The organism is Stenotrophomonas sp. YJH_SMC_82, from assembly GCF_059368875.1.
The window spans coordinates 365,714-392,084 of record NZ_JCAFSE010000001.1; the positions used below are offsets into that span (position 1 = coordinate 365,714).

The window sequence follows — 26,371 nt, forward strand, 5'->3', positions numbered from 1 at the left end:
TGGCACTTCAATGTCGGCGCCGGCGGGTATGCCGGCGCGAGGGAGATCAGTGGCCTGCGCTCAGCGCGGGCCACCACCGCGACGGCCACCGCCGCCTGCGTTCTTCTGCTCGGCCGCCTTCAGTTCGGCCTCGGTCGGTGCGGCCGGGGTCTCGCCCGGCTTCAGCGCGGTGACCTTGCTGCCCGGCTTCAGGCGGAACTGGCCTTCACTGACCACCCGCTCGCCGCCCTTCAGGCCTTCGGCGATCTGCACCTGGCTGTCGCCCACTTCCACGCCGCTGCGCACCGTCTGCATCTTTACCGTGTTGTCGCCCTGCACGATGTAGACGTACTCGCCATCCGGGCCACGCAGCACCGCCTGGGTGGGGATGACCACACCACCGGCGATCGTGCGCAGCTGCATGCGCACGTTGACGAACTGGCCCGGCCACAGGCCGTTGTCGGTGTTGTCGAAAATCGCACGCGCCTTGAACGTGCCGCTGTCGGCACTGATCAGGTTGTCGACCACGTCGAGCTTGCCGTCGCCGGACAACACATGCGAATCGGCACGGTCCAGCGCGGCCACCGGCACCGTGCCGGCGGCCTGCGCCTGGCGCACGTCGCCGAGCTGGCGCTCGGGCAGGTTGAACAGCACGTGGATCGGATGGATCTGGGTCAGCGTGACCAGCGCGGTGCCGGCGTTGACCACGTTGCCCGCGTCGACCGCGCGGATGCCGGCGATGCCGGAGATCGGTGCGGTGACCTTGGTGTACTGCAGCTGCACCTGCGCCGAACGCATGCTGGCCTCGTTGGCGGCCACGGCGCTTTCGTACTGTGCCACTTGGTTACGCTGTGTATCCAGATCGGTCTTGGCGACGTACTGGCGATACTCAGGCGCGTTCGAGCGCTGGAAGTTGGAGCGCGCAGTGGCCAACAGGGCTTCGTTCTGGCGCTTGGCTGCGGCGGCCTGGTCATAGCTGGCCTGGGCCGTGCGCGGATCGATCACCGCCAGCACGTCACCCTGCTTCACTTCCTGGCCTTCGCGGAAATTCAGGCTCATCAGCTGGCCGCCGACCTGCGGGCTGACGGTAACGGTGTTCATCGCAGTCACCGTGCCCAGCGCGCTGGCATACACCGGCACGTCCTGGCGCGTGGCCTCCACCACGGTCACCGGTACTGGACCGGCATTCGGATCCTCGCCGCCCTGGCGCGCCCCCGCAGCTGCACCACCGGCCTTGTCCTTGCCCCCGCCCATGACGCGCAGGCCGACCACGGCCAGCACCAGCACTGCCACGACCAGCAGCACGATCTTCCAAACACGTGACATTACGAGGACTCCGAGAGGGCTGGACCAGGCGGGACGCCGGGGCAATGCGCAAAGCATACCTGTGCCACATCACGTTTCCTGCATGACGGATGGGACGGGCGCTAAGACCGGATCGAGCGCCGGAGGTTCCCGTGGCGGCGGTGTTGCCCTACATTCAGCTGGAACCCTTCTGCTGTGGAGATTGCGATGCGCCGTTCGCTGCTGCTGTCCGCCCTGCTGCTGGCCCTGCCGGCCCTTGCCCACGCCCAGGACGGGCAGCGCCCGGAAGTGACCGCCGCCGCGCAGCGGCTGCAGGCCAAGGTGGTCGAATGGCGCCGCGATTTCCACCAGCATCCGGAGTTGTCCAACCGCGAGGCGCGCACCTCGGCCGAGGTCGCCAAGCGCCTGCGTGCGATGGGCCTGAAGCCGAAGACCGGCATCGCCCACCACGGCGTGGTTGCGATCATCGAGGGCGGCAAGCCGGGGCCGAAGATCGCCCTGCGCGCCGACATGGACGCGCTGCCGGTGACCGAGCAGACCGGCCTGCCGTTCGCCTCCAAGGCCACTGACCAGTACCGCGGGCAGACCGTGGGCGTGATGCATGCCTGTGGCCATGACGCGCACACCGCGACCCTGCTCGGCGTGGCCGAAGCACTGGTGTCGATGAAGAAGGACCTGCCGGGCCAGGTGATGCTGATCTTCCAGCCGGCCGAGGAGGGCGCACCGCCGCCGGAAGAGGGTGGTGCGGCACTCATGCTGAAGGAAGGCCTGTTCGCCGATTTCAAGCCGGAAGCGGTGTTCGGCCTGCATGTGTTCTCCAGCGTGCAGGTGGGTCAGATCGCGGTGCGCGGTGGCCCGTTGATGGCGGCCTCGGACCGGTTCGGGATCAAGGTGATCGGCCGCCAGACGCATGGTTCGGCGCCGTGGAACGGGGTTGATCCGATCGTCGCCACCGCCGACCTGGTGGGCACCGCGCAGACCATCGTCAGCCGCCGCGCCAACCTGTCCAAGCAGCCGGCAGTGCTGACCTTCGGCGCGATCAACGGCGGCATCCGCTACAACATCATTCCCGATGAAGTGGAGATGGTCGGCACCATCCGCACCTTCGACGAAGGCATGCGCCAGCAGATCTTCGCCGACCTGCGCAACGTGGCCGAGCACACCGCCGCCGCGCATGGTGCCAAGGCGGTGACCGAGATCTACGAAGCCGATGGCAACCCGGCCACGGTGAACAACCCGGCACTGACCGCGAAGATGCTGCCGAGCCTGCAGGCGGTGGTGGGCAAGGACAACGTATACGAGCCACCGCTGCAGATGGGTGCGGAAGATTTCTCGCTGTACGCGAAGGAAGTGCCGGGCATGTTCTTCTTCGTCGGCTCCACCAGCGCGGGCATCGACCCGGCAACGGCGCCGGCCAACCATTCGCCGAAGTTCCTGCTGGATGAGAAGGCGCTGGATGTCGGGTTCCGCGCGCTGCTGCAGGTGAGCCTGGATTACCTGCACGGTGCCGGCACCCCGGCGGAGTGAGGGTTTCCGCAGGGCTTGCAGCCCTGCACCCGCTTGGATCAACGGCAACGTCAACGTCAACAGCGGGCATTCCGTGGGATGGCGGGGTGGGTCCGGTTGAGGGGGACGCCGTAAACCCGTCCCTGGGGGCTTGGCCGCGGCATCCATGCCGCGGACACCCCCTCAACCGGACCCACCCCGCCTTCGACAGTTTCCCGCGGCTGTTGGTGCCCGCTGCTGTTGGTGGGTGCCGACCGTTGGTCGGCACGGCGGACGTCATGAACGTCTTAAGGATCGGATTCTGATTTTGATTTTCCTGATCTTTCCCGTGGTGGATCGGCGACAGAAATGTGTCGGAGGGCCGGGCGGGTGGGATGGGCGGGGTATCCGCGCCATGGATGGCGCGGCTAAGCCCCCAGGGATGGGTTCACGGCGTCCCCGCCCATCCCGCCCGCCTGGCCCACACCCCGGAACCCAGGCTTTCGACGACCCACCAACCCCACCACGGAGGGGCTCCGCCGTTGGCCAGCCCGGCCGAAGGCCCGCCGTCCGCGCGATACAATGGCGCCCATGAACACCCCACAGGATTCCAGCCTCGGTCGCGAGGTCAGTTACCCGTCGCAGTACGATCCCGGCCTGCTGTTTCCCATCCCCCGCAGCGGCGCCCGCGCCGAGATCGGCCTCGATGACGCCGCGCTGCCGTTCGTCGGCCACGACCGCTGGCATGCCTTCGAGCTGAGCTGGCTCGACGCGCGTGGCAAGCCGCAGGTCGCCGTCGCCACCGTGCAGGTGCCGTGCACCTCACCGCGGTTGATCGAATCGAAGTCGTTCAAGCTGTACCTGAACTCCCTCAACAGCACCCGTATCGACAGCGCCGAGGCACTTCGTGGGCGCCTGGTGGCTGACCTGTCGGCCTGCGCCGGTGCGCCGGTGGAGGTCGAGTTCGGCCTGCCGGGCCTGCGCGAGACGCCACTCGGTGAATCCATCGACGGCCTGGATGTGGAGATCGACTGCTACGGCCCGCCGCAGGCAGACTTCCTCGCCGCTGATACCGGCGAGGTGGTGGAGGAAACCCTGGTCTCGGCGCTGCTGAAGTCCAACTGCCCGGTTACCGGCCAGCCGGACTGGGCCACGGTCAGCCTGCGCTACCGCGGGCCGAAGATCGACCGCGCCGGCCTGCTGCGTTACCTGGTCAGCTACCGCGAGCACGCCGAGTTCCACGAGCAGTGTGTTGAACGGATCTTCAGCGAGGTGTCTGCGCGCTGCCAGCCGCAGTGGCTGGAAGTGGAGGCCCGCTACACCCGTCGTGGCGGCCTGGATATCAACCCCTGGCGTGCCAGCCCGGGCATCGCCGCCCCGGCTGCGACCTACCGCGAACTGCGGCAGTAACCGCCACAGGCGGTTGCCCGTTGCGCCGGGCCATGCCCGGCGAGCGCCGGCCAGCGGCCGGCACTACCATGATTCGCAGGTGGTTACGGGTAGAGCCGGCCGCTGGCCGGCAATCGGCCAAGGCCGGATCCCCCTGGCACAGCCGGCCAGCGGCCGGCACTACCGGGCGTCCATTCCCCCGATTGTTCAGCCGCCCCGGGGGGCGGCTTCACATCTGCACCATCCCCATTTAACAACCTCCATGGCACCGTGCGAATCACGTAGTCATGCAGACGGGAGTTGTGGATGAGTACCGAGAAGAAGGCCGATTTCTCCGGCGTCAGTGGCAGCGTCGACAGTACCGCCGAGCAGGTGCCGAAGGCGGACTTCTCCGGCGTCAGCGCTTCGGTGGACAGCACCGCAGACGTTGTCAGCGGCGGCACCTATACCGTGCAGAAGGGTGACTCGCTGTCGAAGATCGCCAAGCAGCATCTGGGCGACGCCAATGCCTGGAAAAAGATCTTCGAAGCCAACCGCGATGTGCTTGATGACCCGGACAAGATCTTCCCGGGCCAGACCCTGAAACTGCCGCCGAAGTAAGCCGGCCATCGAACGCCGTCCGACAATCCCTGGGAGGAACCCCGAATGATCAAGACCACCCCGCTACAGACCGCCCTGATCGCCGCCCTGCTGGGCAGCGTTGCCTTGGTCGGTTGCAAGAAGAAGGAAGAGTCGACCGACAGCAACGCCGCTCCGGCAGCGACCGCCCCGGCCGAACCCGCAGCTCCCGCGCCGATGACCGGCGCACCGCCGCCGATGGCCGAAGCCGCTGCGGTCAACGTCTCGTCGGTCACCGTCGGCAAGACCGCCGCCGCCGACAAGTCGGTTGCGACGACGGCTTTGTTCGCACCGAAGGATGACATCATCGTCTCGGTCAAGACCGACGGCGCTGCAAACAACGTCACCGTTGGCGCCAAGCTGACCTATCAGGACGGCCAGGTAGCCGGCGAACAGAACGCCACCCTGAACACCAGTGGTGCGGAAACCACCAACGTCACGTTCAAGAATGCAAAGGGCTGGCCGGCCGGCAAGTACCGCGCCGAGGTCACCGTCGATGGCAAGGCGGCCGGAACGCCGCAGGAGTTCGAGGTCAAGTAAGTCCTGCCGACTCTCTCCCGGCAGGGCTCACGATGGACGCAGCCGCGAGGCTGCGTCCTTTTTTGTTGGGCGATGGCTGGCTTCATCCACGCATGGCGTGGATCTGCTGATGCTGTGGGGGGCTTCATCCTGGCGCGGATGGATCACAGCGTTGCCGCCGTGCAGTACCGCCGCGTATGGCACAGCTTTGCCCCGCGCGGCTGAAAACGCGACAATGCAGGGGTTTCCCCGCCGCGCGCCCACCCTGACGGCGACGGGGGAAAGCGTGGGGCCCGGCCCCGCGCGCGACACGGTTGCACGTGGCCCGGCGCTGGCGCCGGCCTTCCCCTGAGCACTGCTACAGAGTCCAAGTCCCCCATGTCCAAGATCCTCTACACGCTGACCGACGAAGCACCGTTCCTGGCCACCCAGTCGCTGCTGCCGATCGTCGGCGCCTACACCGCCACCGCAGGCATCGTGGTGGAAACCCGTGACATCTCGCTGTCCGGCCGCATCCTGTCGCTGTTCCCTGAACTGCTCAGCGACGCGCAGAAGGTCAGCGACGACCTGGCCGAGCTGGGCCAGCTGGCGACCACCCCGGACGCCAACATCATCAAGCTGCCGAACATCTCCGCCTCGGTGCCGCAGCTGAAGGCGGCCATCAAGGAACTGCAGGACCAGGGCTATCCGCTGCCGGATTACCCGGAAACCCCGGCCGACGACCAGCAGCGCGACTACAAGGCGCGCTACGACAATGTCAAGGGCAGTGCGGTGAACCCGGTGCTGCGCGAAGGCAACTCCGACCGCCGTGCACCGCTGTCGGTGAAGAACTACGCGCGCAAGCATCCGCACCGCATGGGCGCCTGGGCGTCGGATTCGAAGTCGCACGTCGCGCACATGGCCGCCGGTGACTTCTACGGCAGCGAGAAGTCGGCCACCCTGGCCAACGCCGGTTCGCTGAAGATCACCTTCCACGGCAAGGACGGCAGCGCCGTCGTGCTGAAGGAAGAGACCGCAGTGAAGGCGGGCGAGATCGTCGATGCCGCCGTCATGAGCCGCAAGGCACTGGCCGCGTTCATCGGCGAGCAGATTGCCGATGCCAAGGCCCAGGGCGTGCTGTTCTCGCTGCACCTGAAGGCGACCATGATGAAGGTCTCCGACCCGATCATGTTCGGCGTGGCGGTGAACGAGTTCTACAAGGACGTACTGACCAAGCACGCCGACGTGCTGAAGCAGGCCGGTTTCGATGCCAACAACGGCATTGGTGACCTGGCTGCGCGCCTGCCGTCGCTGCCTGAAGCCACCCGCGCCGCGATCGAGGCCGACCTGGCCGCCGAGTACGCGCAGCGCCCGGGCGTGGCCATGGTCAATTCGGACAAGGGCATCACCAACCTGCACGTGCCGAGCGACGTGATCGTCGACGCCTCGATGCCGGCGATGATCCGCGACTCGGGCAAGATGTGGAATGCCGAAGGCAAGCTGCAGGACACCAAGGCGGTCATTCCGGACCGCTGCTACGCCGGCGTGTACCAGGCCGTCATCGACGACTGCAAGGCGCACGGTGCCTTCGACCCGGCCACCATGGGTTCGGTGCCGAACGTCGGCCTGATGGCGCAGAAGGCCGAGGAGTACGGCTCGCACGACAAGACCTTCCAGATCGCCGCCGATGGCGTGGTCAAGGTCACCGATGATGCCGGCGCCGTGGTGTTCGAGCACGCCGTGGAAGCCGGTGACATCTGGCGCATGTGCCAGACCAAGGACGCGCCGATCCAGGACTGGGTCAAGCTGGCCGTCGAGCGCGCCCGCCTGAGCAGCACCCCGGCCGTGTTCTGGCTGGACGCCGCCCGCGCCCACGACGCGCAGGTCATCGCCAAGGTCGAGCAGTACCTGAAGGACCACGACACCACCGGCCTGGACATCCGCATCCTGCCGCCGGTGGAAGCCACCGCGTTCTCGCTGGACCGCATCCGCAAGGGCGAGGACACCATCTCGGTGACCGGCAACGTGCTGCGTGACTACCTGACCGACCTGTTCCCGATCATGGAACTGGGCACCAGCGCCAAGATGCTGTCGATCGTGCCGCTGATGGCCGGTGGCGGCCTGTTCGAGACCGGTGCCGGTGGTTCGGCCCCGAAGCACGTGCAGCAGTTCGTTGAAGAGGACTACCTGCGTTGGGATTCGCTGGGTGAGTTCCTGGCCCTGGCCGCGTCGCTGGAACACCTGGGCAACCGCTACGACAACGCCGCTGCCCGTGTGCTGGCCAAGGCGCTGGACGAAGCCAACGGCCAGTTCCTGGACAACGACAAGTCGCCATCGCGCAAGCTGGGTGGCATCGACAACCGTGGCAGCCACTTCTACATCGCGCTGTACTGGGCCCAGGCCCTGGCCGCGCAGGACGAGGACGCCGCCCTGAAGGCGCGCTTCGCCCCGCTGGCCAAGACGCTGACCGACAACGAGCAGAAGATCGTCGAAGAGCTGATCGCAGTGCAGGGCAAGGCCGTGGACATCGGCGGCTACTACCGCCCGGACGTGGCCAAGGCCAGCAAGGCGATGCGCCCGAGCGCGACCTTCAACGCCGCGCTGGAACAGCTGCGCGGCTGATCCACTGCCGTTCGGCCGTGACACCGGAACCCGCGCTTCGGCGCGGGTTTCTTTTTATGGCGCTGGGGTCAGATCCCTTTTGCAAGCAAAAGGGATCTGGCCCCATTCGACCCGTGTCCAGAACCGTGACATCCGTCGGTCGTCGGTCGTCGGAATGCCGTCAACGGGGCATGAAACTTGCCCGCGATGGCGGTCGCAGAATGGATCGGCGCCGTTTCGCAGTCGCCTTGAATCTGAGCAATCGATCACGACGGCCGCCGCTGGCGATGCCCTAGCCTTGGCGACGCGAGGCCACCGGGGAGGTGGCCGCACGGGGAACACGGATGGCACGCGTGCTGGTAGTGGGAACCGATATCCAGGGCGAGCAGGCCCTGCTGCAACGGCTGCGCCTGGCCTCGGCGCTGCCGGATGGCCAGGTCCGCCGCAGCCAGGATCTGGACGATTGTGATCTGCTGGTCATCCGCGATACCCCGGCGCTGCGCAACGCCGCCCAGCGCATGCGGCAGCAACGTCCGCGCCTGCAGTGCTGGATCGAGGACATCGGCGGCCAGCTGCGTGATGGCGACGGGCATCAGGACGTGCTTGATGACGGTGCCATCGGTCGCGCGTTGCGTCGCATGCAGTTGGCACCGGAGCCCCTGGCCATGCAGACACCTGCGCCGATCCGCCTGGCAGATGGCGCGCACGCCATCACCCGCCTGCTGCGCGAGCGGCTGCCGCTGCGACAGGGCCAGGCACTGCTGGGTGATGCGGGCGAGCCTCTGCTGCTGATGGATCTGGAGCACGATCAGGCCGTGCTGTTGCAGGAGCCGGCTGCGGCGCTGGTGGAGCGGCTGGCCGATGCCTTTGAGCGCCTGCAGCTGGACGCGCTGACACCGGCGCGCCTGCAGGCCCTGGCCGGCGAGCGGCCACGCCAGCCGCTGCGGCCACTGCTGTGGCAATGGGCGCAACGCAGCCGCCATTGGCAGGCGCTGGACGAGCGCCTGCGCGGCGCCTCGGTGAAGCTGCTGCGCTGGCCGGACTTCCGCGTACTGGGCCATGACCACGATGGCTTCCGCCTGTGCTCGCTGCTGCTCAAGCGTGCGTGTACGGTTGAGGAATGCACGATGCTGCTCGAACTGCCGGCGGCGGCCGTTCGCGATTTCATCCATGCCGCCTATCTGTGTGGCTACGCGCAGCTGCAGGCCGCCCCGGCGACGCTGATGATGGCGGCAGGTGGCACCCGCACCGACAACGGACTGCTCGCCCGCCTGTGGCGGCACCTGCGCGGGAGCGAGCGCAATGCGTGAGCACAAGGTGGTCGTGCTGGGCGGCATGGGCAGCGGCAAGTCGACGCTGGTACGCAGCATCGCGGCTGGCGCGGTGGTCGACACGGATGTGGCCAACAGTGATCGCCTCGGCGCCGACAAGGCCTCCACCACCGTGGCGCTGGACTATGCAGACATCGACCTGCCCAACGGCGAACGCCTGCGTCTCTACGGCACACCCGGCCAGCAGCGTTTCGATTTCCTGTGGCCGATCCTGCTGCAGGGCGCGCGTGGCGCGGTGCTGCTGCTGGATGCGCGCCGCGCCGGCCTGGCCAGCGAGCTGGAAGGCTATCTGCAGGTGCTGCAGCCGTTCGCATCATCCTTGGCACTGGTCGTGGCGGTCACCCACCTGGACCAGGCACCGCAGGCCGCACTGGATGACTGGGCCATCCGTGCCTGCCTTGACGACCAGCCGCTGCCGCTGCTGGCCGTGGATGCCCGTGACCGAGGACAGGGACTGCTGCTGATGGATGTACTGATGAGCGAAATGGAAGCGCACGCACTGGTGGCTGCACATGGCTGACGGGCAGCTGGCGGTACTGCCCGACGCCGGTCAGCGTGAGCGCCTGCAGCCCCTGCTGCAGGACCTGCAGCAGCGGGTCGAAGGCGTGCGCACGGTCGTGCTGGCCAGCGTCGATGGCTTTGCCCTGGTCAGCGCCGGCGCCGAAGGGCGCGGCGAACGGCTGGCGGCGATGACCAGCGCGATGCTGGCGCTGGCTGCGGCGGTCGGGCGCGAACTGGTGCTGGGCGATCTGCAGACACTGATGCTGGAAGCGGCGGGCGGAAAGGTGCTGATGCTGGCGATCCAGGCCGAAGGGCGCGCACCGTTGCTGCTGATGGCGGCCTGCGACCAGCGCAGCGTGATCGGCCAGGTGCTGTGGCAGAGCAGGGAATGTGGCCAGGCGATCCTGGCCGAACTCGGCGGATCGTGAGCCCGGCCGCAGGGGAACAAGGGGCTCGGACCAACATCGACAAGGGGTGCGACGTGGCTGGATTGAATGATTCGTTGAACGCACTGATGGGCATCGACGGCGCGCAGGCAGTGGCGCTGGTCGATTACGAAAGCGGCATGCTGCTGGGCGAAGCCGGTGCTGGCATGGACATGGAAGTGGCCGCCGCCGGCAATACCGAAGTGATCCGCGCGAAGATGAAGACCGCCGCATCGCTGAACCTCAACGACAGCATCGAGGACATCCTGATCTCGCTGGGCAAGGCGTACCACATCATGCGCCCGGTGGCGAAGAAGAAGGGCCTGTTCTTCTACATCGTGCTGGACCGTACCAAGTCCAACCTGGCATTGGCCCGGCGCAAGGTGCAGGACGTGGAGGCCGAACTGGCGATCTGAGCGGCCGCCTCCGTAGCGCCGGACCATGCTCGGCTGCTTCCAGCCGAAGCAGCCGAGCACGTTCGGCGCTGCCTTCAGGCTGCTGGAAGCAGCAGTGCAGAGACGAACGAGAGAGCCTTGCTGTCGCGTGCGGCGAAGTACCTGGGCGCATGATCTGGCAGCCACACTTCGTTGAAGTGGCGGCGGAAGTCCTCGTAGAACTCGTTGGGATACAGCTTGGCCTGCACCGTGCGGCCGTCCGGGTAGGCGTGGTCATACGTGGGCAGCGCATCGGTGTCGACGCCGCGATGATCCCTCAGCCATTTGCAGAACAGTCGGCCTTCGGAGATGTCCGGCACCAGCGCCTGCGGGAGCGTATAGCCCGCCTGCTCCAGCGGTGCGATCAGGTTCAACGTCAGCTCGTTGAGCATCGAGAAATGGGTGTACGGCACCTTGGCACGGTTCTGCATGTAGCGGTCGATGTGCACGGGCAGCAACGCATTGGCGCGACCCTGCTGCCATTCCACCACCCACTGCGAGACCTTCACTGCGAACCTGCGCGACAGCCACTGGCCGAGGTGGATGGCGAGGTACGGGTGGATCCAGGTGCCCTGCATGGCCGGGTTCCCACCGGATACCACGTGGATCAGCTCATTCTCGGACAGCTTCGTCTGCGCCATGAGCTCCTGCAGGAACTCCTCCGTCGATTTCAGTGCCCGGTAGTCGGACCAGCGCTTGCCGACGGACTGGCACAGGGCGGTCGCGCTGATGTAGCCGTCGCGGGCGCGCTGCGGGATGACGTTGCCTTCCTCCACGCGCGGAATAAAGGTCATTTGCTGCATGCGTCACCTCGTGCCGTTGTTGGGCCTGAAAGGGTAGGCAGCAGGGAGGCATCAGGTCTGTAGGAATCGTTGCGTTTGTCGCGGCATGCAGTGGCCCTACACAAGCCACCCCACGCCAGCGTATGGTGAGGCAGGTCCTCCCGGGTGAGCCCTGCATGTCCGAGCCTGACACCGTTGCCGACTTGGCGTCGCGCATCGCCGGCGCCATTCACGCCGGCTTCGAGCAGTATCACGCCCGCTTTGCGGCGATCACCGCCCGTGCGCGGCAGCGTTTCGAGCAGCGCGACTGGGTGGGCGCGCGCCGGGATGCAGTCGAGCGCATCGCGTTGTACGACCTGTGCATCGCCGACCAGATGGATGCGCTGCGGCGCCTCGCCGGCGAAGCGATCGGGGAACGCGCGCTGTGGCTGCAGGTGCATGCGCGCTATAGCGCACTGCTGCGGGGGCTGATCGACGCCGAGCTGTACAAGACCTTCTACAACACGCTGTCGCGGCGCTTGTTCTCCACCCGTGGCGTGGACCCGGCGCTGGAGTTCATCGCCTTCGATGTCGAGCCGTCCGATGCGATCACCCACCCGGTCGCACGGCATACCTATGCGGTCTCGCCGACGCGGCCGGTGGAGGCTCTCCAGCGCGTGCTGGCCGATTACCGCTTCGACATTCCGTATGCGCACCAGCTGCGCTGCGCGGCGGCCATCGCTGTGCGCCTGCAGGATGATCTGGCCCACTGGGGTGATACGCCGGTGCGCAGCATCGAGCTGCTCGACACCGTGTTCTACCGGGAGCGCCGCGCCTACCTGGTGGGTCGCGTGTTCGGCGAACACCGCTTCTCACCGTGCGTGATCGCCCTGGTCAACGATGGGCAGGGCCTGCGTGCAGATGCGGTGCTGACCCGGCGTCGCGATGTCGCCCATCTGTTCGGCGTGTCGCGCAGCTATTTCCAGGCCGACCTTGCCACGGTGGGCGATGCGGTGGTGTTCCTGCGCAGCCTGTTGCCGGGCAAGCCCATTGATGAGATCTATACGGTGCTGGGCCGCGCCAAGCAGGGCAAGACCGAGCGCTACCGTACCTTCTTCCGCCACTTCAACGAACATCCGCAGGAGCGGCTGGTGCATGCCGAAGGCACGCCGGGCATGGTCATGGCGGTGTTCACCCTGCCCAGCTATCCGCTGGTGTTCAAGCTGATCCGCGACCGCTTCGCGTGGCCGAAGTCGATGTCGCGGCAGCAGGTGGAAGAGAAGTATGCGCTGGTGTTCAACCTCGACCGTGTCGGTCGCCTGCTTGATGCGCAGCCGTACCGCCATCTGCGTTTCCCGCGCGACCGCTTCGCACCGGCCTTGCTGCAGGAGCTGCTTGCGCAGTGCGCGCAGAGCGTGCGCGTCGATGGCGATCAGGTGGAAGTCGCACTGTGCTACGTGCAGCGTCGCTTCCGTCCATTGAACCTGTACCTGCGCGAGCAGGGCGGCGATGCGGTGCGTGCGGCGGTACTCGACTACGCGCAGGCGATCACCGACATGGCGCGCAACAACATCTTCCCCGGCGACATGCTGCCGAAGAACTTCGGCGTATCGCGGCATGGCCGGGCAGTCTTCTACGACTATGACGAGCTGTGCCTGGTCAGCGACTGCGTCTTCCGCGCCTGGCCGCAGCCGCGCACGCCGGAGGAAGCCATGGCCGACGAACCTTGGTTCCACGTCGGGCCACGCGACGTGTTTCCAGAGCGCTTCGGCCCGTTCATGGGCCTGCCGGCGGGCGAGCTGGCGGCGGTGCGCGAACATTACCGGCACCTGTTTGATCCCGCGTGGTGGCAGGGCCTGCAGGCGCGCTTCGCCAGCGGTGATTATCCGGATACCCCGCCCTATGCGGCGGTCCATCGCCTGGCCTGAACGGCGTGGCGTGGACTGCCTGCCGGTCCCGCTCGGACTGCGGTACGCTCGGGGTTCACCTCATCACCATGGATCCGGCAATGATGCGTTCCCCCCTGTTCCTTGCGCTGGCCCTGGCGTTCGCCGCCGGTGCTCCCCTGCTGCCGGCCGATGCCGTGGCCCAGAACGCGCGCGCCGTGCGCGCCACTGCCGAGATGAGCATGGTGCTGTCGGGCAGTATCGACGTGGCGGCCGATGGTTCGGTCAGCACGCTGGTCCTGGACCAGCGTGCCATGCTCGCACCCGGCATCGTGTCGTTCGTGGAAGGCGCCATCCGCGGTTGGCAGTTCGAACCGACGCTGCGTGATGGCACGCCGGTGGCCGTCCACGCGCCGCTGCGCGTACGCCTGCGTGGCAAGGAGCAGGAAGACGGCAACTACCAGATCAGCATGACCAGCGTCGACTTCAGTGAATATGATCCGAAGGCTACCGATTCGATCACCCAGAAGCGCATGCCGCCGCCGCGCTACCCCGAAGAGGCCTTCCGCAATGGCGGGCAGGGTGACGTACTGCTGCTGGTCAAGGTCGCACGCGACGGCACCGTGGCCGATGTCATTGCCGAGCAGGTGAACATGACCGTGGTCGCACCGGAACGGACCATGGCCAGGATGCGCGACATCTTCGCCAAGGCCAGTATCAGTGCGGCCCGCAAGTGGACCTTCTCGCCGCCGACCACCGGCGAGGACAGCACGCGGGATTCATGGACCGTGCGCGTGCCGGTCACTTTCGCCCTGAACAACAGCGACAACGGCCAGCCGGAACGCTACGGCCGCTGGCGTGCCTTCATCCCCGGCCCGCGCCAGGCCGCACCCTGGCGCACGCCGGATGGCGCCGGACAGGCGGGAAGTGATCTGCTGCCGGCCGGCGGCGTGTACATGGTCGATGGCACCCAGCGCGGCCTGCGCCTGCTGACGCCGCTGGCGCAGCGCTGAGCCCGGTGCGATGGAGCGGTCGGCCAGGCCGGCCGCTTTTCAGTCCGCGTACGGGTAGACCACCACGCGGTTGCGGCCCTGTTCCTTGGCCATGTACAGGGCCTTGTCGGCCAGCCGCAGCGCCTGCTCGGCATCGACATGGAAGCTGGGGAAGTGGGCCACGCCCAGCGACACGGTGATGGTGCCGACCGGCTCGAACGGATGATCGGCGATGTGCTGGCGCAGCCGCTCGCCGGCCTGGCGCGCCGAGTCGGTACTGATGCCCGGCAGCAGCAGCAGGAATTCCTCGCCACCGGCACGGCAGAGGATGTCGCTGTCGCGCGAGTAGCGGCGCATCTGGTCGGCGATATGGACGATGGCGGCGTCACCGACGTCATGGCCGTGGCTGTCGTTGATCGATTTGAAGCGATCGATGTCCAGCGCCAGGATCGCGAACGGAATGCCCTGCACCTGCAGCGCATCCAGCGCCTGCTGCAGGCCGCGGCGATTGAGCAGGCCGGTCAGCGGATCGGTACGGTTGGCGCGGTTGAGTGTGCCAATGCGGTCCTGCAGGGCGTTGAAGCTGTGCAGGACCGCCTGCTTGAGCTGGGCAACCTCGAAGTACCATGCGCGGATGCCGCTGACGTGGTTGATCGCGCTGCCGGTGTCCTCGCCACCCTGCACGTTGCGCGCCAGCTGCCACAGCGGCATCGAGATGCGCCGGGCGAACCACCAGGTGATCAGCAGTGACAGCAGGCCGAGCGGGATCGCGTTCCAGATCACCGCGGTCATCAACCGTGACAACGGCTGCAATGTGGCCTCGGTCGGCCGCTGGGCGATGATGCCCCAACCAGTGGCCGGTACCGGCGCGTAACCGGCCAGCATCGACACGCCCAGGTTGTTACGGACCTGCTGCGCGCCGCGCTCACCGCGCACCACCGCCTTCACCGCCGGGTTGCCGACCACGTAGTCGCCGACCCGCTTGCCGTCGGCGTGGTACAGCAGGCGGCCATGGCGGTCGACCACGTACAGGTAGGAGCCGTCGCGGTAGTAGTGCTTGCCCAGCAGCGTATGCAGCGCGCTGCGCTGGCGCAGGTACAGGGTGCCGCTGACGTAGCCGCGATAGTGGCCCTGGCGGTCGAAGATCGGGTGCGACAGCGAGACCAGCAGCTTGCCTGTGGTCGACTGGTACGGGTCGCTGATCATCGGCTGGCGTGCGGCCAATGCGGCATTGTTGCCGACGCTGTGCAGGATCTCGCCCTGCAGCTGCAGGGTCTGCGGCGAGGTGGCGATCACCAGGCCGTCGGCGTCCACCACCAGCGAGGAATTGAAGCTGTTGGTCTGCAGCTGCAGGCGGCTGGCCTCGTCCTGCGCCTGTGCCGGATCGAGGTCACTCTGGCCGAGCCGGGTGGCGGCGTAGGCCAGCTCCTGCTGTGCGGCCAGCAGGAAGTTCTGGGTGGTCTCGGCCAGCTTGGTGGCATAGACGCGGTTGGCTTCCAGGGTATTGCCGACCAGCTGGTCGCGCTGCACGCGGTAGCTGGCCAGCAGGGTATTGGCCAGGGCGATGATGGCGCTGAGCAGGGCCAGGGCGAGGATCAGCTTGCCCAGGTTGAGGCGGGGAGACAGCGTTCGCATGCGTCGACGGATCCGGCAGGAGGCTGGACCCGACCGGTTCTCCGGAAGGGGCGACAGCGGAATCGGTGGCCACGCCCGCAGGGCCGGGCAGGGTATCGGGCGGATTATCGCCAAAAGTCGGCGGCGGCAAAGTGAAGTGGGTCGCCCTGCAGGCAAAAAAAAACCTGCCGCAGCGAGCTCGGTGCCAGGACGCGTGGGCGCAGGGTCAGTCTGGCTGGTCAAGGAAATCTACAACTATTCGCATGGTACCTGCCCCCGGGAACTGAAAGCATGGTGCGTTTGGAGGATGCACGTTCATGCGATTTCTGCTGCAGAGCTTGAGGGTTCTTCCTTGCGCAACCCATCGAGGCCACTTTGTCGAATCCCATCTTTCGCGGGTTCGCATGCACCTGAATGCCGGTGACCATGCTTCGGCCGAGGCCGTGATGGCGGGGGTGCCGGCTGAGACCCATGAGCACCTTGTCTGGCGCTTGTCGGTGGAACGTCGGGTTGGTCGATGGATCAAGACGTGGACGCAGGCGTTGCCACAGTCCTCTCACCCTCTACTGGTTTCTGCATATGCGGAAATCAACAAGGCATGGTCAGTCCGCGGTGAGAGCTACGCAGCGGATATCCCGATGTTGCGGCGACGCAGATACCCCGGGATCATGATGCAGGCATATCGGAAGCTCTCGGACATCGTGGCCCAGGAGCCTGGCAATGCAATGGCGTTGGCTGGCCTGATTCACTGTGACGTCGTGGTCGGCACCGGTGACGGAAACAGGGATGACTGGCTCAATGCGGCGATGGCGGCCGAGCCGTTCCATTGCCCTTCGATCGTGCAGTATGCGAGAGGGACATGGCAGCGCTGGGGAGGCGAGCCGGATGATCACTTTCGATTTGCCGATTGGGTGGTTGAGAACGCGCCCGCTGGCAGCTGCTCGCACATCGTGGCTGCACAAGCGCTGCTGGATGATGCCCTGACCGTGGCGGACGGCTTCAGCTCAATGCGAGGAATCTCCCGCCATCTCGGAAACGAGACAACCGCTGCGTGGCTACGCCGCGCAATACTGAAATGGGCCGGTGCCACGCCGGAAACCCTGGAGTGTCGTCTGCGGGACATTGCATCCCTTCATGGCGACAGCTATCACGGGATCTGCATGGAGACATTTGCATTTGCGGCGTATCTCGCGGGTGCCAAAGATGAGGCCCGCCAGCTGCTGATCGCATTGAGGGGGCGATTGCAGGCTGATGTATGGGAGATGCTGTTGCCGTCCATTCCCGGCTGGCTGGCTGCCGTTGGCCTCAGGCATCGGGCGGCGCACCTGGCGCATGATCGCATCTGTCGTGATCTGGAGTTGGACCCGCGGCAGATCTGCCGATAGCTCCATGGTGCCCACGGACGGGGACGCTGGTTCCAATGAAGAGGCCCCGCATCGCGGGGCCTCTTCTGGTTCCATCTATGCCGTGGATCAGCGCTTCATCGAACCGAAGAACTCGTCGTTGGACTTGGTGTTCTTCATCTTGTCCAGCAGGAACTCCATCGCGGCCATTTCATCCATCGGATGCAGCAGCTTGCGCAGGATCCAGATCTTCTGCAGCAGTTCCGGCTCGATCAGCAGGTCCTCGCGGCGGGTGCCGGAGCGGTTGATGTCGATGGCCGGGAACACGCGCTTTTCAGCGATACGGCGGCTCAGGTGCACTTCGCTGTTGCCGGTGCCCTTGAACTCTTCGTAGATCACCTCGTCCATCTTCGAGCCGGTGTCGACCAGCGCGGTGGCGATGATGGTCAGGCTGCCGCCTTCCTCCACGTTGCGCGCGGCACCGAAGAAGCGCTTCGGGCGGTGCAGGGCGTTGGCGTCCACACCACCGGTCAGCACCTTGCCCGAGCTCGGCACCACGTTGTTGTAGGCGCGGGCCAGACGGGTGATCGAGTCGAGCAGGATCACCACGTCCTTCTTGTGCTCGACCAGGCGCTTGGCGCGCTCGATGACCATTTCGGCCACCTGCACGTGGCGCGCGGCCGGCTCGTCGAAGGTCGAGCTGATGACCTCGCCGCGCACGGTGCGCTGCATTTCGGTCACTTCTTCCGGGCGTTCGTCGATCAGCAGCACGATCAGGTGCACGTCCGGATGGTTGGTGGTGATGGCAGTGGCGACCTGCTGCATCATCATCGTCTTGCCGGCCTTCGGCTGGGACACGATGAGCGAGCGCTGGCCCTTGCCCTGCGGCGCCATCAGATCGAGGATGCGGCCGGTAATGTCTTCCGACGAACCGTTGCCACGCTCCAGGGTGAAGCGGCGGCGCGGGAACAGCGCGGTCAGGTTCTCGAACAGCACCTTGTTCTTCGACGCTTCGATCGGCTCACCGTTGATGGTGTCGACGATGTTCAGCGCGAAGTAGCGCTCGCCGTCCTTCGGGAAGCGGATGCGGCCGGAGATGTGGTCGCCGGTGCGCAGGTTGAAGCGGCGGATCTGGCTGGGCGAGATGTAGGTGTCGTCCGGGCCGGCCAGGTAGCTGGCTTCGGCCGCGCGCAGGAAGCCGAAGCCGTCCGGCAGGATTTCCAGCACGCCATCGGCGGCAACGCCGTCGCCGTGGCGGGTCAGCACCTTGAGCAGGGCGAAGATCACGTCCTGCTTGCGGGCACGGGCCACGCCTTCGGAGATCTGCAGCTGCTCGGCGATCTCCAGCAGCTTCTGTGCCGGCATGCGCTTGAGGTCGCTCAGCGAGTAGACCGGGAAGCCCTCGGGCACGTTGGCGTGCGGGCGCGGCACGAAGGGCTGCTGCTCGCCGCCGTCCTGCGGCATGCCGTCATCGCGGCCACCGCGGTTGCGGTCGCGGTCGCGACGGTTGCGGAAACGGTCGCGGCGATTGCCCTGGCCCTGCTGGCCGTTCTGGTTGTAGGGGTTGTTGTTCTGACCCTGGCCCTGGTGCTGCCCACCGCCCTGGTGGTTCTGCTGGCGCTGTCCGGATTCGCGGCCTTCGCCACCCTCACCGCCGCCGGAGGCGGGGGCTTCAGTGGCAGGCGCGCTCGGCGCGGGGGCGGCTGCAGCCGGTGCCGGCGCTTCGGGCGCGGCTGCCAGCGGCAGGGTCGGTTGCGCCGGAGCGGCGCTGGTTTCGGCGGCTGCCGGGGCGGCGGCCTTGCTCACGCGGGGCTTGCGCACGCGCTTTTCGGCGGGCGCATCGGCGCTGCCGGTTTCGGAAGTGTTATCGGACAAGAGCGTTATTCCTCGCTTGAAGGTGCGAGCGCCCGGCTGGGGCGGCGAACGTTGGGAATGGGTCTGGAAGAAACTGCGTCCAGAGGGTGCGGCACGCGAGCGCGGCCGGATATGCCGACACTATCATCGGCCTGCGGCGGCATGCAAGGGTCGCCGGGAACAGCATTCATGATGGACGCGGGGCGCCCGCCGGCAGCCGCGGGCGGCGGCTGCCGGGAACAGCAGGATCAGGCCAGGGCCTTGTCCAGCAGGCCGGCCAGCTGGGCCTTGCCCACCGCACCGATCTGCTCGCCGACCTTCTCGCCGTCCTTGAACACGACCAGGTACGGAATCGAACGCACGTGGTACTTGGCGGCCAGTGCGCGGTTGTGGTCGACGTTGACCTTGGCGATCTTGGCGCGGCCCTGGTAGGCATCGGCCAGTTCGTCCAGCGCCGGGGCGATCATCTTGCAGGGGCCACACCACTCGGCCCAGAAATCGACCAGCACCGGTTCCTTGGAATTCAGCACTGCGCTATCGAAGTCGGCGTCGCCGACATGTACAACCTTGTCGCTCATCTTGGTTTCTCGTCTTGGATTGCACCCGGCCATGCCGGAGGTGGGTGAACTGGGCCATGCCCGGTGGCGCGACCCTCGTCGTTGCCTCGCGGCGCACTGCCGCGGTGCGTTCGGCGGGATGCCTGGACGCTCACGGCCGGCAGTGTACCCCTATCGCAGGGCAGGGACAGGCGCCGGTTGGAACCCAGCGTATCGTGATCGCTTCGATGGCCGGTATGTGTCGGATTTCACTGTCTTCCTGTACATGGGGCTGGCAGTGGGCGACACCAGCGAACCCGGGCAGGCCGTTCAAGTCCGGTGTGGCTGGGTGAAGGTGGCGTCTCTGGACGCCATGAGACGCCGCATTCCGGTTTGCCTGCCCGAGTGCGGTAAACTGGGGCATTGTGCGGCGCGCGGACCGGTGGTCCCAGCCTGCCAACCCGCCGCAGGGGCCGCAGTTTGCGACGGTGCCCCTAGACGATGAAGTGCCAGCCGCCCCACGGGCCGGCGGCCATACCAAGACGGACTCATGAGCGACAAACCGCTGACCGATTTGACCTTCTCCTCCTTCGAGCTGCATCCGGCCCTGCAGGCCGGCCTTGAAGGAGCCGGATTCACCCGCTGCACCCCGATCCAGGCGCTGACCCTGCCGGTCGCGCTGCCCGGCGGTGATGTTGCCGGCCAGGCCCAGACCGGCACCGGCAAGACCCTGGCCTTCCTGGTCGCTGTCGTGAACCGCCTGCTGACCCGCCCGGCGCTGGCCGACCGCAAGCCGGAGGATCCGCGTGCGCTGATCCTTGCCCCGACCCGCGAACTGGCCATCCAGATCCACAAGGATGCGGTGAAGTTCGGTTCCGACCTGGGCCTGCGTTTCGCGCTGGTCTACGGTGGCGTGGATTACGACAAGCAGCGTGAGCTGCTGCAGCAGGGCGTGGACGTGATCATCGCCACCCCGGGCCGCCTGATCGACTACGTCAAGCAGCACAAGGTGGTTTCGCTGCATGCCTGCGAGATCTGCGTGCTGGACGAAGCCGATCGCATGTTCGATCTGGGCTTCATCAAGGACATCCGCTTCCTGCTGCGCCGCATGCCGGAACGCACCATCCGCCAGACCCTGCTGTTCAGTGCCACCCTCAGCCATCGCGTGCTGGAGCTGGCCTACGAGCACATGAACGAGCCGCAGAAGCTGGTGGTCGAAGCCGAGACCATCACCGCTGCGCGCGTGCGCCAGCGCATCTATTTCCCGGCCGACGACGAGAAGATCCCGCTGCTGCTGGGCCTGCTGTCGCGCAGTGAAGGCGCGCGCACCATGGTGTTCGTCAATACCAAGGTGTTCGTCGAGCGCGTCGCCCGCTCGCTGGAAAAGGCCGGCTACCGCGTCGGCGTGCTGTCCGGCGACGTGCCGCAGAAGAAGCGTGAGAGCCTGCTCAACCGCTTCCAGAAGGGCCAGCTGGAAATCCTGGTGGCCACCGACGTGGCCGCGCGTGGCCTGCACATCGACGGCATCAAGTACGTCTACAACTACGACCTGCCGTTCGACGCCGAAGACTACGTGCACCGCATCGGTCGTACCGCGCGCCTGGGCGAAGAGGGTGATGCGATCAGCTTCGCCTGCGAACGCTACGCGATGGGCCTGCCGGACATCGAGGCCTACATCGAGCAGAAGATCCCGTCCGAGCCGGTCACCAAGGAACTGTTGACGCCGCTGCCGCGCCCGGAACGCCCGGCCCCGGCTGCTGGCGAGGAAGGTGAGGAGAACGAGAGCGTCGGCCAGATCTTCCGTGAAGCGCGCGAAGCCCGCGCCGCTGAAGAAGAGCGCCGTGGTGGTGGTCGCAGTGGGGGCCGCTCCGGCGGTGGCCGTGGCGAGCGTCGCGACGGTGAGCGCAGCGGCGAGCGCCGTTCGCGTGGCCCGCGCAAGCCGCGCGTGGAAGGCGAGCAGGTTGCAGCTGCCCCGGCCGAAGGTGCTGAAGCCGCTGTCGCCCAGGCTCCGCGTCCGCCGCGCCCGCCCCGCGCCGAGGGCGCGCCGGAAGGTGCCGTGGATGGCGAGCGCAAGCCGCGCAAGCGCCGTCGTCGTCGCCACGGCCGTCCGGTCGAGGGTGGCGAGGGCGTGCAGGCCAACGCCGGCAACGGCGCCAGCCCGGTGACCCCGGTGCAGGTGGTGGCCAAGCCGGTGCGCACGGCGGCCGACAGCGGCGATTCGTTCCTGACCCGCATCGGCCGCAAGATCCGCCGGATGCTGTCGGGCAGCTGATCGGCGCTGCCGATCAGCGGGAAGCCCCCGACCGTTGGTCGGGTGGCTTTGAACGGTAGTGCCGGGCGCTGGCCGGCAACCCACATGGCTGCCGGCCAGCGGCCGGCACTACCTATCGCGCGACCGTCTCCACGAGGTCGCGCCGCTCCTGCATAATCGGGGCATGAGTGTCCTGCGCTTCGACAATGTCAGCAAACAGTACGCCGGTGGCCACGAGGCGCTGATCGATGTCAGCTTCGAGGTCGCGCCGGGCGAGATGCTGTTCGTCACCGGCCATTCCGGTGCGGGCAAGAGCACTTTGCTCAAGTTGATCCACCTCGACGAGCGGCCCAGCCGCGGCGCGGTGGTGTTCGACGAGCGCAACCTGCTGAAGGTGCGCGGCGGCGACGTGCCCCGCCACCGACGCGCGGTGGGCGCGGTCTACCAGGACCACCGGCTGCTGATGGACCGCTCGATCGCCGAGAACGTGGCGCTGCCGCTGATCCTGCGCGGCACCCGCCGTGGCGACATCAGCAAGCGCGTGCGCTCGGTGCTGGAGCGGATGGGCCTGGGCCATCGCGAGAAGGCGCTGCCCTCGCAGCTGTCGGCCGGCGAGCAGCAGCGCGTGGGCATCGCCCGCGCCATCGTCGGCGAGCCCAAGCTGCTGGTGGCCGATGAGCCGACCGGCAACCTCGACCCGACCCTGGCGGCGGAGATCATGGCCCTGTTCGCCGAGCTGCCCTCGCGCGGCACCAGCGTGCTGGTGGTCAGCCACGACCTGCCGCTGCTGCGCCGCATGCGCAAGCGCGTGCTGATCCTCGACCATGGCCGGCTGGTGGATGACATCTCGCCGCAGGACCTGGCGGAGTAACCGATGGCGAAGAACGAAAACAGCGAAGTCGCCGCCCCCTCGCGCGTGGGCGTCTGGTTCCAGCACCACGTGCACAGCGTGGTGTTCAGCCTGGGCCGCACCTGCCGCAAGCCATGGGCGACCCTGCTGACGGTGATGGTCATGGCGCTGGCGCTGGCGCTGCCGCTGGGCCTGTCGATCGCGCTGGACAACCTCAAGCAGTTCGCCGGCAGCGTGCAGCAGTCGCGCGACATCAACGTGTTCCTGAAGGGCAACGTCGATGCACCCGGCGCGCTGCGCCTGGCCGGCCAGCTGCGCGACCGCGACGACGTGGCCGAAGTGAACGTGCGCACGCCCGAGCAGGGCCTGCAGGAACTGCGCGATGCCGGCCTGGGTGAGGCGATCGACGCACTCAACGACAATCCGCTGCCTTCGCTGCTGGTGATCACTCCCGGCCAGGGCAAGGACGACGCACGCCTGGCGCGCGCGCTGGAAAGCCTGCCCGAGGCCGATCTGGTGCAGCACGACGCGCTGTGGCGCCAGCGCCTGGATGCCTGGCTTGCCTTCGGTGCGCGGCTGGTGCAGGTGCTGTCGGTCCTGCTCGGCGCAGGTGCCGCGCTGGTGGTCGGCAACACGGTGCGCCTGGACATCCAGGCCCGCCGCGAAGAGATCGGCGTGCTGCAGCTGCTCGGCGCCAGCGATGGCTTCATCCGCCGCCCGTTCCTGTACCTGGGCGCGTGGTACGGCCTGGGCGCCGGCGCGGTGGCGCTGGCCCTGATCGGCGCTGCGGGTGCCGCCCTGCGCATGCCGCTGGCCGAACTCTCGCGCAGCTACGGCAGCCCGTTCGTACTGCACGGCCTGGACCTGCTGCACGGCGGCCTGGTCCTGCTCGGCACGCTGCTGCTGGGTTGGCTGGGCGCCTGGCTGGTCACCGGCCACTTCCTCCGCCAGACCCGCCCGACCGACACCTGAGACCGGCATGCAACCGCAAGCGCTGAAACACCTTGAAGGGCCCGCGACGCGGGTGATGGTGGTCGATGGCTCGAAGCTGGTGCGCAAGCTGATCGCCGACGTCCTGCAGCGTGACCTGCCGGGCGTGGAGGTGATCGGCTGCGACAGCATCGAGGACGCACAGCAGGCGCTGGCACAGGGGCCGGTGGACCTGGTGACGACCTCGCTGACCCTGCGCGATGGCGACGGCCTGGCGCTGGCGCGGATGGTGCGCGAAGCGGCCGGCCAGGCCTATGTGCCGGTGATCGTGGTCTCCGGCGATGCCCAGCAGCACCTGGAGCAGCGCCGCTTCACCGAGTACGTCACCGACTATTTCGACAAATCGCTCGGCCATGAAGCACTGGCGACCTTCATCCGCGGCTACGTGCAGCCCCAGACCATCCCCGGTGCCACCATCCTCTATATCGAGGACAGCCGCGTGGTGGCCGAGGCCACCAAGCGCATGCTGGAACGCCAGCAGTTGAACGTGCTGCACGTGGTCAGCGCCGAAGAAGCGTTCACCCTGCTCACCGCCGAGTCGCTGGGCCGCAGTCGCCACCGCATCGACCTGGTGCTGACCGACGTCACCCTGAAGGGCGAACTGAGCGGTCGCGACGTGGTGCAGCGCGTGCGCGTGGATTTCGGCTACGGCAAGCGCCGCCTGCCGGTGCTGGTGATGACCGGCGATGGCAACCCGCACAACCAGACCGGGCTGCTGCAGTCCGGTGCCAACGACCTGGTGCTCAAGCCGATCGAAGAACGGCTGCTGGTCACCAAGGTGCTGTTCCAGCTGAGGCTGGCCCGATTGAACGATGGACCTCTGTTGCGATGATGGATGAAGTAGCCGACACCCCGACGATCCAGCTGGAACCGAGCTGGAAGCAGCATGTCGGCGATTACCTGTTGCAGCCGCAGATGCGCGAGCTGTCCAGCTTCCTGCGCCAGCGCAAGGCCAGTGGCGCGGCGGTGTTCCCGCCCGGCCCGCAGATCTTCGCCGCGTTCGACGCCACGCCGTTCGAGCAGGTGAAGGTGGTGATCCTCGGGCAGGACCCGTACCACGGTCGCGGCCAGGCACATGGCCTGAGTTTCTCGGTGCCGCCGGGCGTGCCGGTGCCGCCGTCGCTGCTGAACATCTACAAGGAGATCGAGAGCGATCTCGGTATCCCGCGTCCGGACCACGGCTGCCTGATTCCGTGGGCGCAGCGTGGCGTGCTGCTGCTCAATGCGGTACTGACGGTGGAAGAGGGCAAGGCCGGTGCGCACCAGGGTCGTGGCTGGGAAGGCTTCACCGACCACGTGGTGGATGTGCTCAACCGCGAGCGCGAAGGGCTGGTGTTCATGCTCTGGGGCGCCTATGCGCAGCAGAAGGGCAAGGTGATCGACACCCGCCGCCATCGCGTGCTGAAGTCGCCGCATCCGTCGCCGCTTTCGGCCCATCGGGGCTTCCTCGGCTGTCGTCATTTCTCGATGGCCAACGAGTACCTGCAGCGCCGCGGCCAGGCCCCGATCGACTGGTCGCTGCCGCCGCGCTCGGCACTCTGAGGGCCGGCGGGCCGCTGGGCCTGAACACCGGGCAACGTTCCCGGGCCTGAATGGGCCTTCAGAACGGCCCGTTCAGCTCCGCTTGACCGGAATCGGCCGCTTTACGGCAGGTAATTGCTTGAATTCCAAGGGATTGTGAATCCCGAAAAGCATGCTCGCCACTGTCATCAAATCGCGCTACGGTAGGGCTCTGTTTGGGACCAGTGTTGCATCAATGGGATGCTGGAACTTTTTCCTCCTTTAGCAGTCCAAATCCCGGACTGCTAAGATGGGTGCCTATGAGCCAGAACACCTCTACTGCCCTTGTGGCAAACAATCTCCCGATTCCCAGTGCGCTCGGTTCGCTGGACGCCTACATCGGTGCCGTGCACCAGATCCCGGTGCTGTCGGTCGATGACGAACAGGACCTGGCCCGTCGCTTCCGCGACGGCAACGATCTGGACGCTGCCCGCGAGCTGGTGCATTCGCACCTGCGCTTCGTGGTGCACGTGGCCCGCGGCTACAACGGCTACGGCCTTGCCCTGGGCGACCTGATCCAGGAAGGCAACATCGGCCTGATGAAGGCGGTCAAGCGCTTCGACCCGGACATGGGCGTGCGCCTGGTTTCCTTCGCGGTGCACTGGATCCGTGCCGAGATGCACGAGTTCATCCTGAAGAACTGGCGCATCGTGAAGGTCGCCACCACCAAGGCGCAGCGCAAGCTGTTCTTCAACCTGCGCAAGTCGAAGACGCGCCTGGGCTGGATGAACGCGGCGGAAGTGAGCGCGGTGGCCAAGGACCTGAACGTGTCCGAGCGCGAGGTCATGGAAATGGAGTCGCGCCTGTCGGGTCGCGATATCGGGTTCGATGCGCCGGCCGACGAGGACAACGAACACGCACCGCCGTCGCCGGCTGCGTTCCTGGTCGCCGATGACGAAGACCCGTCGATGGCCTACGAGCGCGAGGACAGCGAAGACAACCAGATGCAGCTGCTGCGCGAAGGCCTGGCGGAACTGGATGCCCGCTCGCGCGACATCATCCGCCGCCGCTGGCTGGACGCGGACAGCAAGGTGACGCTGCAGGAACTGGCCGACGAGTACGGCGTGTCGGCCGAGCGCATCCGCCAAGTTGAAGCGAACGCGCTGAAGAAGATGAAGGCGCTGTTCACCGCGTAAGCGGGGTGGCGTTGGATTGAAGAAAGGCCCGG

23 protein-coding genes are annotated in these 26,371 nt (G+C 67.0%); 18 read left to right on the forward strand and 5 right to left on the reverse strand.

Annotated features, from left to right (window positions below; all coding sequences use genetic code 11):
- Nucleotides 1-60 precede the first annotated feature (60 nt).
- Complete coding sequence (locus AC5P53_RS01650) at nt 61-1,305, reverse strand: efflux RND transporter periplasmic adaptor subunit (RefSeq protein WP_014648647.1); 1,245 nt, start codon at nt 1,303-1,305, stop codon at nt 61-63.
- A gap of 186 nt (nt 1,306-1,491) precedes the next feature.
- On the opposite strand from AC5P53_RS01650, the gene AC5P53_RS01655 reads away from it, so the two are divergent.
- From AC5P53_RS01655 to AC5P53_RS01695, 9 genes are all read left to right on the forward strand, one after another.
- Nucleotides 1,492-2,811, forward strand: coding sequence for a M20 family metallopeptidase (locus tag AC5P53_RS01655; protein ID WP_046432850.1), 1,320 nt, complete (start codon nt 1,492-1,494; stop codon nt 2,809-2,811).
- 549 nt (nt 2,812-3,360) lie between these two features.
- Nucleotides 3,361-4,179: an NADPH-dependent 7-cyano-7-deazaguanine reductase QueF gene (queF, locus tag AC5P53_RS01660; protein ID WP_014648645.1), complete on the forward strand. Its 819-nt coding sequence runs from the start codon at nt 3,361-3,363 to the stop codon at nt 4,177-4,179.
- A gap of 285 nt (nt 4,180-4,464) precedes the next feature.
- Nucleotides 4,465-4,758 (forward strand): LysM peptidoglycan-binding domain-containing protein, encoded by a 294-nt coding sequence (locus AC5P53_RS01665; RefSeq protein WP_005419771.1) that lies wholly within the window; start codon nt 4,465-4,467, stop codon nt 4,756-4,758.
- 45 nt (nt 4,759-4,803) lie between these two features.
- Nucleotides 4,804-5,316 carry a hypothetical protein gene (locus AC5P53_RS01670; RefSeq protein ID WP_014648644.1) on the forward strand — a complete coding sequence of 171 codons (513 nt, stop codon included), beginning with the start codon at nt 4,804-4,806 and terminating at the stop codon, nt 5,314-5,316.
- Between the two features lie 357 nt (nt 5,317-5,673).
- A complete protein-coding gene (locus AC5P53_RS01675; protein WP_495227065.1) occupies nt 5,674-7,896 on the forward strand; it encodes an NADP-dependent isocitrate dehydrogenase in 2,223 nt (740 codons plus the stop codon).
- Between the two features lie 323 nt (nt 7,897-8,219).
- Complete coding sequence (locus tag AC5P53_RS01680) at nt 8,220-9,185, forward strand: hypothetical protein (protein ID WP_075076478.1); 966 nt, start codon at nt 8,220-8,222, stop codon at nt 9,183-9,185.
- Nucleotides 9,178-9,726 carry a GTP-binding protein gene (locus tag AC5P53_RS01685; protein WP_014648641.1) on the forward strand — a complete coding sequence of 183 codons (549 nt, stop codon included), beginning with the start codon at nt 9,178-9,180 and terminating at the stop codon, nt 9,724-9,726. Before AC5P53_RS01680 ends, AC5P53_RS01685 begins: the two co-directional genes overlap by 8 nt.
- Nucleotides 9,719-10,135 (forward strand): roadblock/LC7 domain-containing protein, encoded by a 417-nt coding sequence (locus tag AC5P53_RS01690; protein WP_014648640.1) that lies wholly within the window; start codon nt 9,719-9,721, stop codon nt 10,133-10,135. Before AC5P53_RS01685 ends, AC5P53_RS01690 begins: the two co-directional genes overlap by 8 nt.
- Nucleotides 10,136-10,188: 53 nt before the next feature.
- The gene (locus AC5P53_RS01695) at nt 10,189-10,548 is read left to right on the forward strand and encodes a hypothetical protein (protein ID WP_014648639.1); all 360 of its coding nucleotides are present in this window, start codon (nt 10,189-10,191) and stop codon (nt 10,546-10,548) included.
- A 74-nt stretch (nt 10,549-10,622) separates the two neighbouring features.
- Here the strand turns inward: AC5P53_RS01695 and AC5P53_RS01700 are convergent, their stop codons facing one another.
- Complete coding sequence (locus tag AC5P53_RS01700; protein ID WP_014648638.1) at nt 10,623-11,369, reverse strand: KilA-N domain-containing protein; 747 nt, start codon at nt 11,367-11,369, stop codon at nt 10,623-10,625.
- Between the two features lie 155 nt (nt 11,370-11,524).
- Here AC5P53_RS01700 and aceK point away from each other — a divergent pair, with 155 nt between their 5' ends.
- Together aceK and AC5P53_RS01710 are read left to right on the forward strand one after the other, a co-directional pair.
- Nucleotides 11,525-13,255, forward strand: coding sequence for a bifunctional isocitrate dehydrogenase kinase/phosphatase (aceK, locus tag AC5P53_RS01705; RefSeq protein WP_111205609.1), 1,731 nt, complete (start codon nt 11,525-11,527; stop codon nt 13,253-13,255).
- Between the two features lie 80 nt (nt 13,256-13,335).
- Nucleotides 13,336-14,226, forward strand: a complete 891-nt coding sequence (locus AC5P53_RS01710; protein ID WP_111205608.1) for an energy transducer TonB — start codon at nt 13,336-13,338, stop codon at nt 14,224-14,226.
- 39 nt (nt 14,227-14,265) lie between these two features.
- Here the strand turns inward: AC5P53_RS01710 and AC5P53_RS01715 are convergent, their stop codons facing one another.
- Complete coding sequence (locus tag AC5P53_RS01715) at nt 14,266-15,840, reverse strand: sensor domain-containing diguanylate cyclase (protein ID WP_032961682.1); 1,575 nt, start codon at nt 15,838-15,840, stop codon at nt 14,266-14,268.
- A gap of 296 nt (nt 15,841-16,136) precedes the next feature.
- Between AC5P53_RS01715 and AC5P53_RS01720 the strand changes: the two genes are divergently transcribed.
- The gene (locus AC5P53_RS01720) at nt 16,137-17,204 is read left to right on the forward strand and encodes a hypothetical protein (protein WP_049439328.1); all 1,068 of its coding nucleotides are present in this window, start codon (nt 16,137-16,139) and stop codon (nt 17,202-17,204) included.
- Nucleotides 17,205-17,291: 87 nt separating this feature from the next.
- On the opposite strand, the gene rho is transcribed toward AC5P53_RS01720, so the two are convergent.
- Both rho and trxA read right to left on the reverse strand, forming a co-directional pair.
- Nucleotides 17,292-19,037, reverse strand: coding sequence for a transcription termination factor Rho (rho, locus tag AC5P53_RS01725; RefSeq protein ID WP_046429862.1), 1,746 nt, complete (start codon nt 19,035-19,037; stop codon nt 17,292-17,294).
- Nucleotides 19,038-19,264: 227 nt separating this feature from the next.
- A complete protein-coding gene (trxA, locus tag AC5P53_RS01730) occupies nt 19,265-19,594 on the reverse strand; it encodes a thioredoxin (protein ID WP_005411275.1) in 330 nt (109 codons plus the stop codon).
- A 508-nt stretch (nt 19,595-20,102) separates the two neighbouring features.
- Between trxA and rhlB the strand changes: the two genes are divergently transcribed.
- From rhlB to rpoH, 6 genes are all read left to right on the forward strand, one after another.
- Complete coding sequence (gene rhlB / locus AC5P53_RS01735; RefSeq protein ID WP_049439326.1) at nt 20,103-21,824, forward strand: ATP-dependent RNA helicase RhlB; 1,722 nt, start codon at nt 20,103-20,105, stop codon at nt 21,822-21,824.
- A gap of 163 nt (nt 21,825-21,987) precedes the next feature.
- A complete protein-coding gene (gene ftsE, locus AC5P53_RS01740; RefSeq protein WP_014648630.1) occupies nt 21,988-22,674 on the forward strand; it encodes a cell division ATP-binding protein FtsE in 687 nt (228 codons plus the stop codon).
- A gap of 3 nt (nt 22,675-22,677) precedes the next feature.
- Nucleotides 22,678-23,625, forward strand: coding sequence for a permease-like cell division protein FtsX (gene ftsX / locus AC5P53_RS01745; protein WP_241887564.1), 948 nt, complete (start codon nt 22,678-22,680; stop codon nt 23,623-23,625).
- A gap of 7 nt (nt 23,626-23,632) precedes the next feature.
- Entirely contained in the window at nt 23,633-24,475 is an 843-nt protein-coding gene (locus AC5P53_RS01750; RefSeq protein ID WP_019660837.1) for a response regulator, read from the forward strand.
- Nucleotides 24,472-25,185, forward strand: a complete 714-nt coding sequence (gene ung, locus AC5P53_RS01755) for a uracil-DNA glycosylase (protein ID WP_005419723.1) — start codon at nt 24,472-24,474, stop codon at nt 25,183-25,185. The genes AC5P53_RS01750 and ung overlap by 4 nt, the downstream gene beginning before the upstream one ends.
- Before the next feature lie 278 nt (nt 25,186-25,463).
- Complete coding sequence (rpoH, locus tag AC5P53_RS01760) at nt 25,464-26,339, forward strand: RNA polymerase sigma factor RpoH (protein ID WP_241887565.1); 876 nt, start codon at nt 25,464-25,466, stop codon at nt 26,337-26,339.
- Nucleotides 26,340-26,371 lie beyond the last annotated feature (32 nt).

Excerpts from the sequence above, each read along its gene's own strand:
- AC5P53_RS01650 (WP_014648647.1), bottom strand. The coding sequence starts at position 1,305 with ATGTCACGTGTTTGGAAGATCGTGCTGCTGGTCGTGGCAGTGCTGGTG.
- AC5P53_RS01655 (WP_046432850.1), top strand. The coding sequence starts at position 1,492 with ATGCGCCGTTCGCTGCTGCTGTCCGCCCTGCTGCTGGCCCTGCCGGCC.
- queF (WP_014648645.1), top strand. The coding sequence starts at position 3,361 with ATGAACACCCCACAGGATTCCAGCCTCGGTCGCGAGGTCAGTTACCCG.
- AC5P53_RS01665 (WP_005419771.1), top strand. The coding sequence starts at position 4,465 with ATGAGTACCGAGAAGAAGGCCGATTTCTCCGGCGTCAGTGGCAGCGTC.
- AC5P53_RS01670 (WP_014648644.1), top strand. The coding sequence starts at position 4,804 with ATGATCAAGACCACCCCGCTACAGACCGCCCTGATCGCCGCCCTGCTG.
- AC5P53_RS01675 (WP_495227065.1), top strand. The coding sequence starts at position 5,674 with ATGTCCAAGATCCTCTACACGCTGACCGACGAAGCACCGTTCCTGGCC.
- AC5P53_RS01680 (WP_075076478.1), top strand. The coding sequence starts at position 8,220 with ATGGCACGCGTGCTGGTAGTGGGAACCGATATCCAGGGCGAGCAGGCC.
- AC5P53_RS01685 (WP_014648641.1), top strand. The coding sequence starts at position 9,178 with ATGCGTGAGCACAAGGTGGTCGTGCTGGGCGGCATGGGCAGCGGCAAG.
- AC5P53_RS01690 (WP_014648640.1), top strand. The coding sequence starts at position 9,719 with ATGGCTGACGGGCAGCTGGCGGTACTGCCCGACGCCGGTCAGCGTGAG.
- AC5P53_RS01700 (WP_014648638.1), bottom strand. The coding sequence starts at position 11,369 with ATGCAGCAAATGACCTTTATTCCGCGCGTGGAGGAAGGCAACGTCATC.
- aceK (WP_111205609.1), top strand. The coding sequence starts at position 11,525 with ATGTCCGAGCCTGACACCGTTGCCGACTTGGCGTCGCGCATCGCCGGC.
- AC5P53_RS01710 (WP_111205608.1), top strand. The coding sequence starts at position 13,336 with ATGATGCGTTCCCCCCTGTTCCTTGCGCTGGCCCTGGCGTTCGCCGCC.
- AC5P53_RS01715 (WP_032961682.1), bottom strand. The coding sequence starts at position 15,840 with ATGCGAACGCTGTCTCCCCGCCTCAACCTGGGCAAGCTGATCCTCGCC.
- AC5P53_RS01720 (WP_049439328.1), top strand. The coding sequence starts at position 16,137 with ATGCGATTTCTGCTGCAGAGCTTGAGGGTTCTTCCTTGCGCAACCCAT.
- trxA (WP_005411275.1), bottom strand. The coding sequence starts at position 19,594 with ATGAGCGACAAGGTTGTACATGTCGGCGACGCCGACTTCGATAGCGCA.
- rhlB (WP_049439326.1), top strand. The coding sequence starts at position 20,103 with ATGAGCGACAAACCGCTGACCGATTTGACCTTCTCCTCCTTCGAGCTG.
- ftsE (WP_014648630.1), top strand. The coding sequence starts at position 21,988 with ATGAGTGTCCTGCGCTTCGACAATGTCAGCAAACAGTACGCCGGTGGC.
- ftsX (WP_241887564.1), top strand. The coding sequence starts at position 22,678 with ATGGCGAAGAACGAAAACAGCGAAGTCGCCGCCCCCTCGCGCGTGGGC.
- AC5P53_RS01750 (WP_019660837.1), top strand. The coding sequence starts at position 23,633 with ATGCAACCGCAAGCGCTGAAACACCTTGAAGGGCCCGCGACGCGGGTG.
- ung (WP_005419723.1), top strand. The coding sequence starts at position 24,472 with ATGATGGATGAAGTAGCCGACACCCCGACGATCCAGCTGGAACCGAGC.
- rpoH (WP_241887565.1), top strand. The coding sequence starts at position 25,464 with ATGAGCCAGAACACCTCTACTGCCCTTGTGGCAAACAATCTCCCGATT.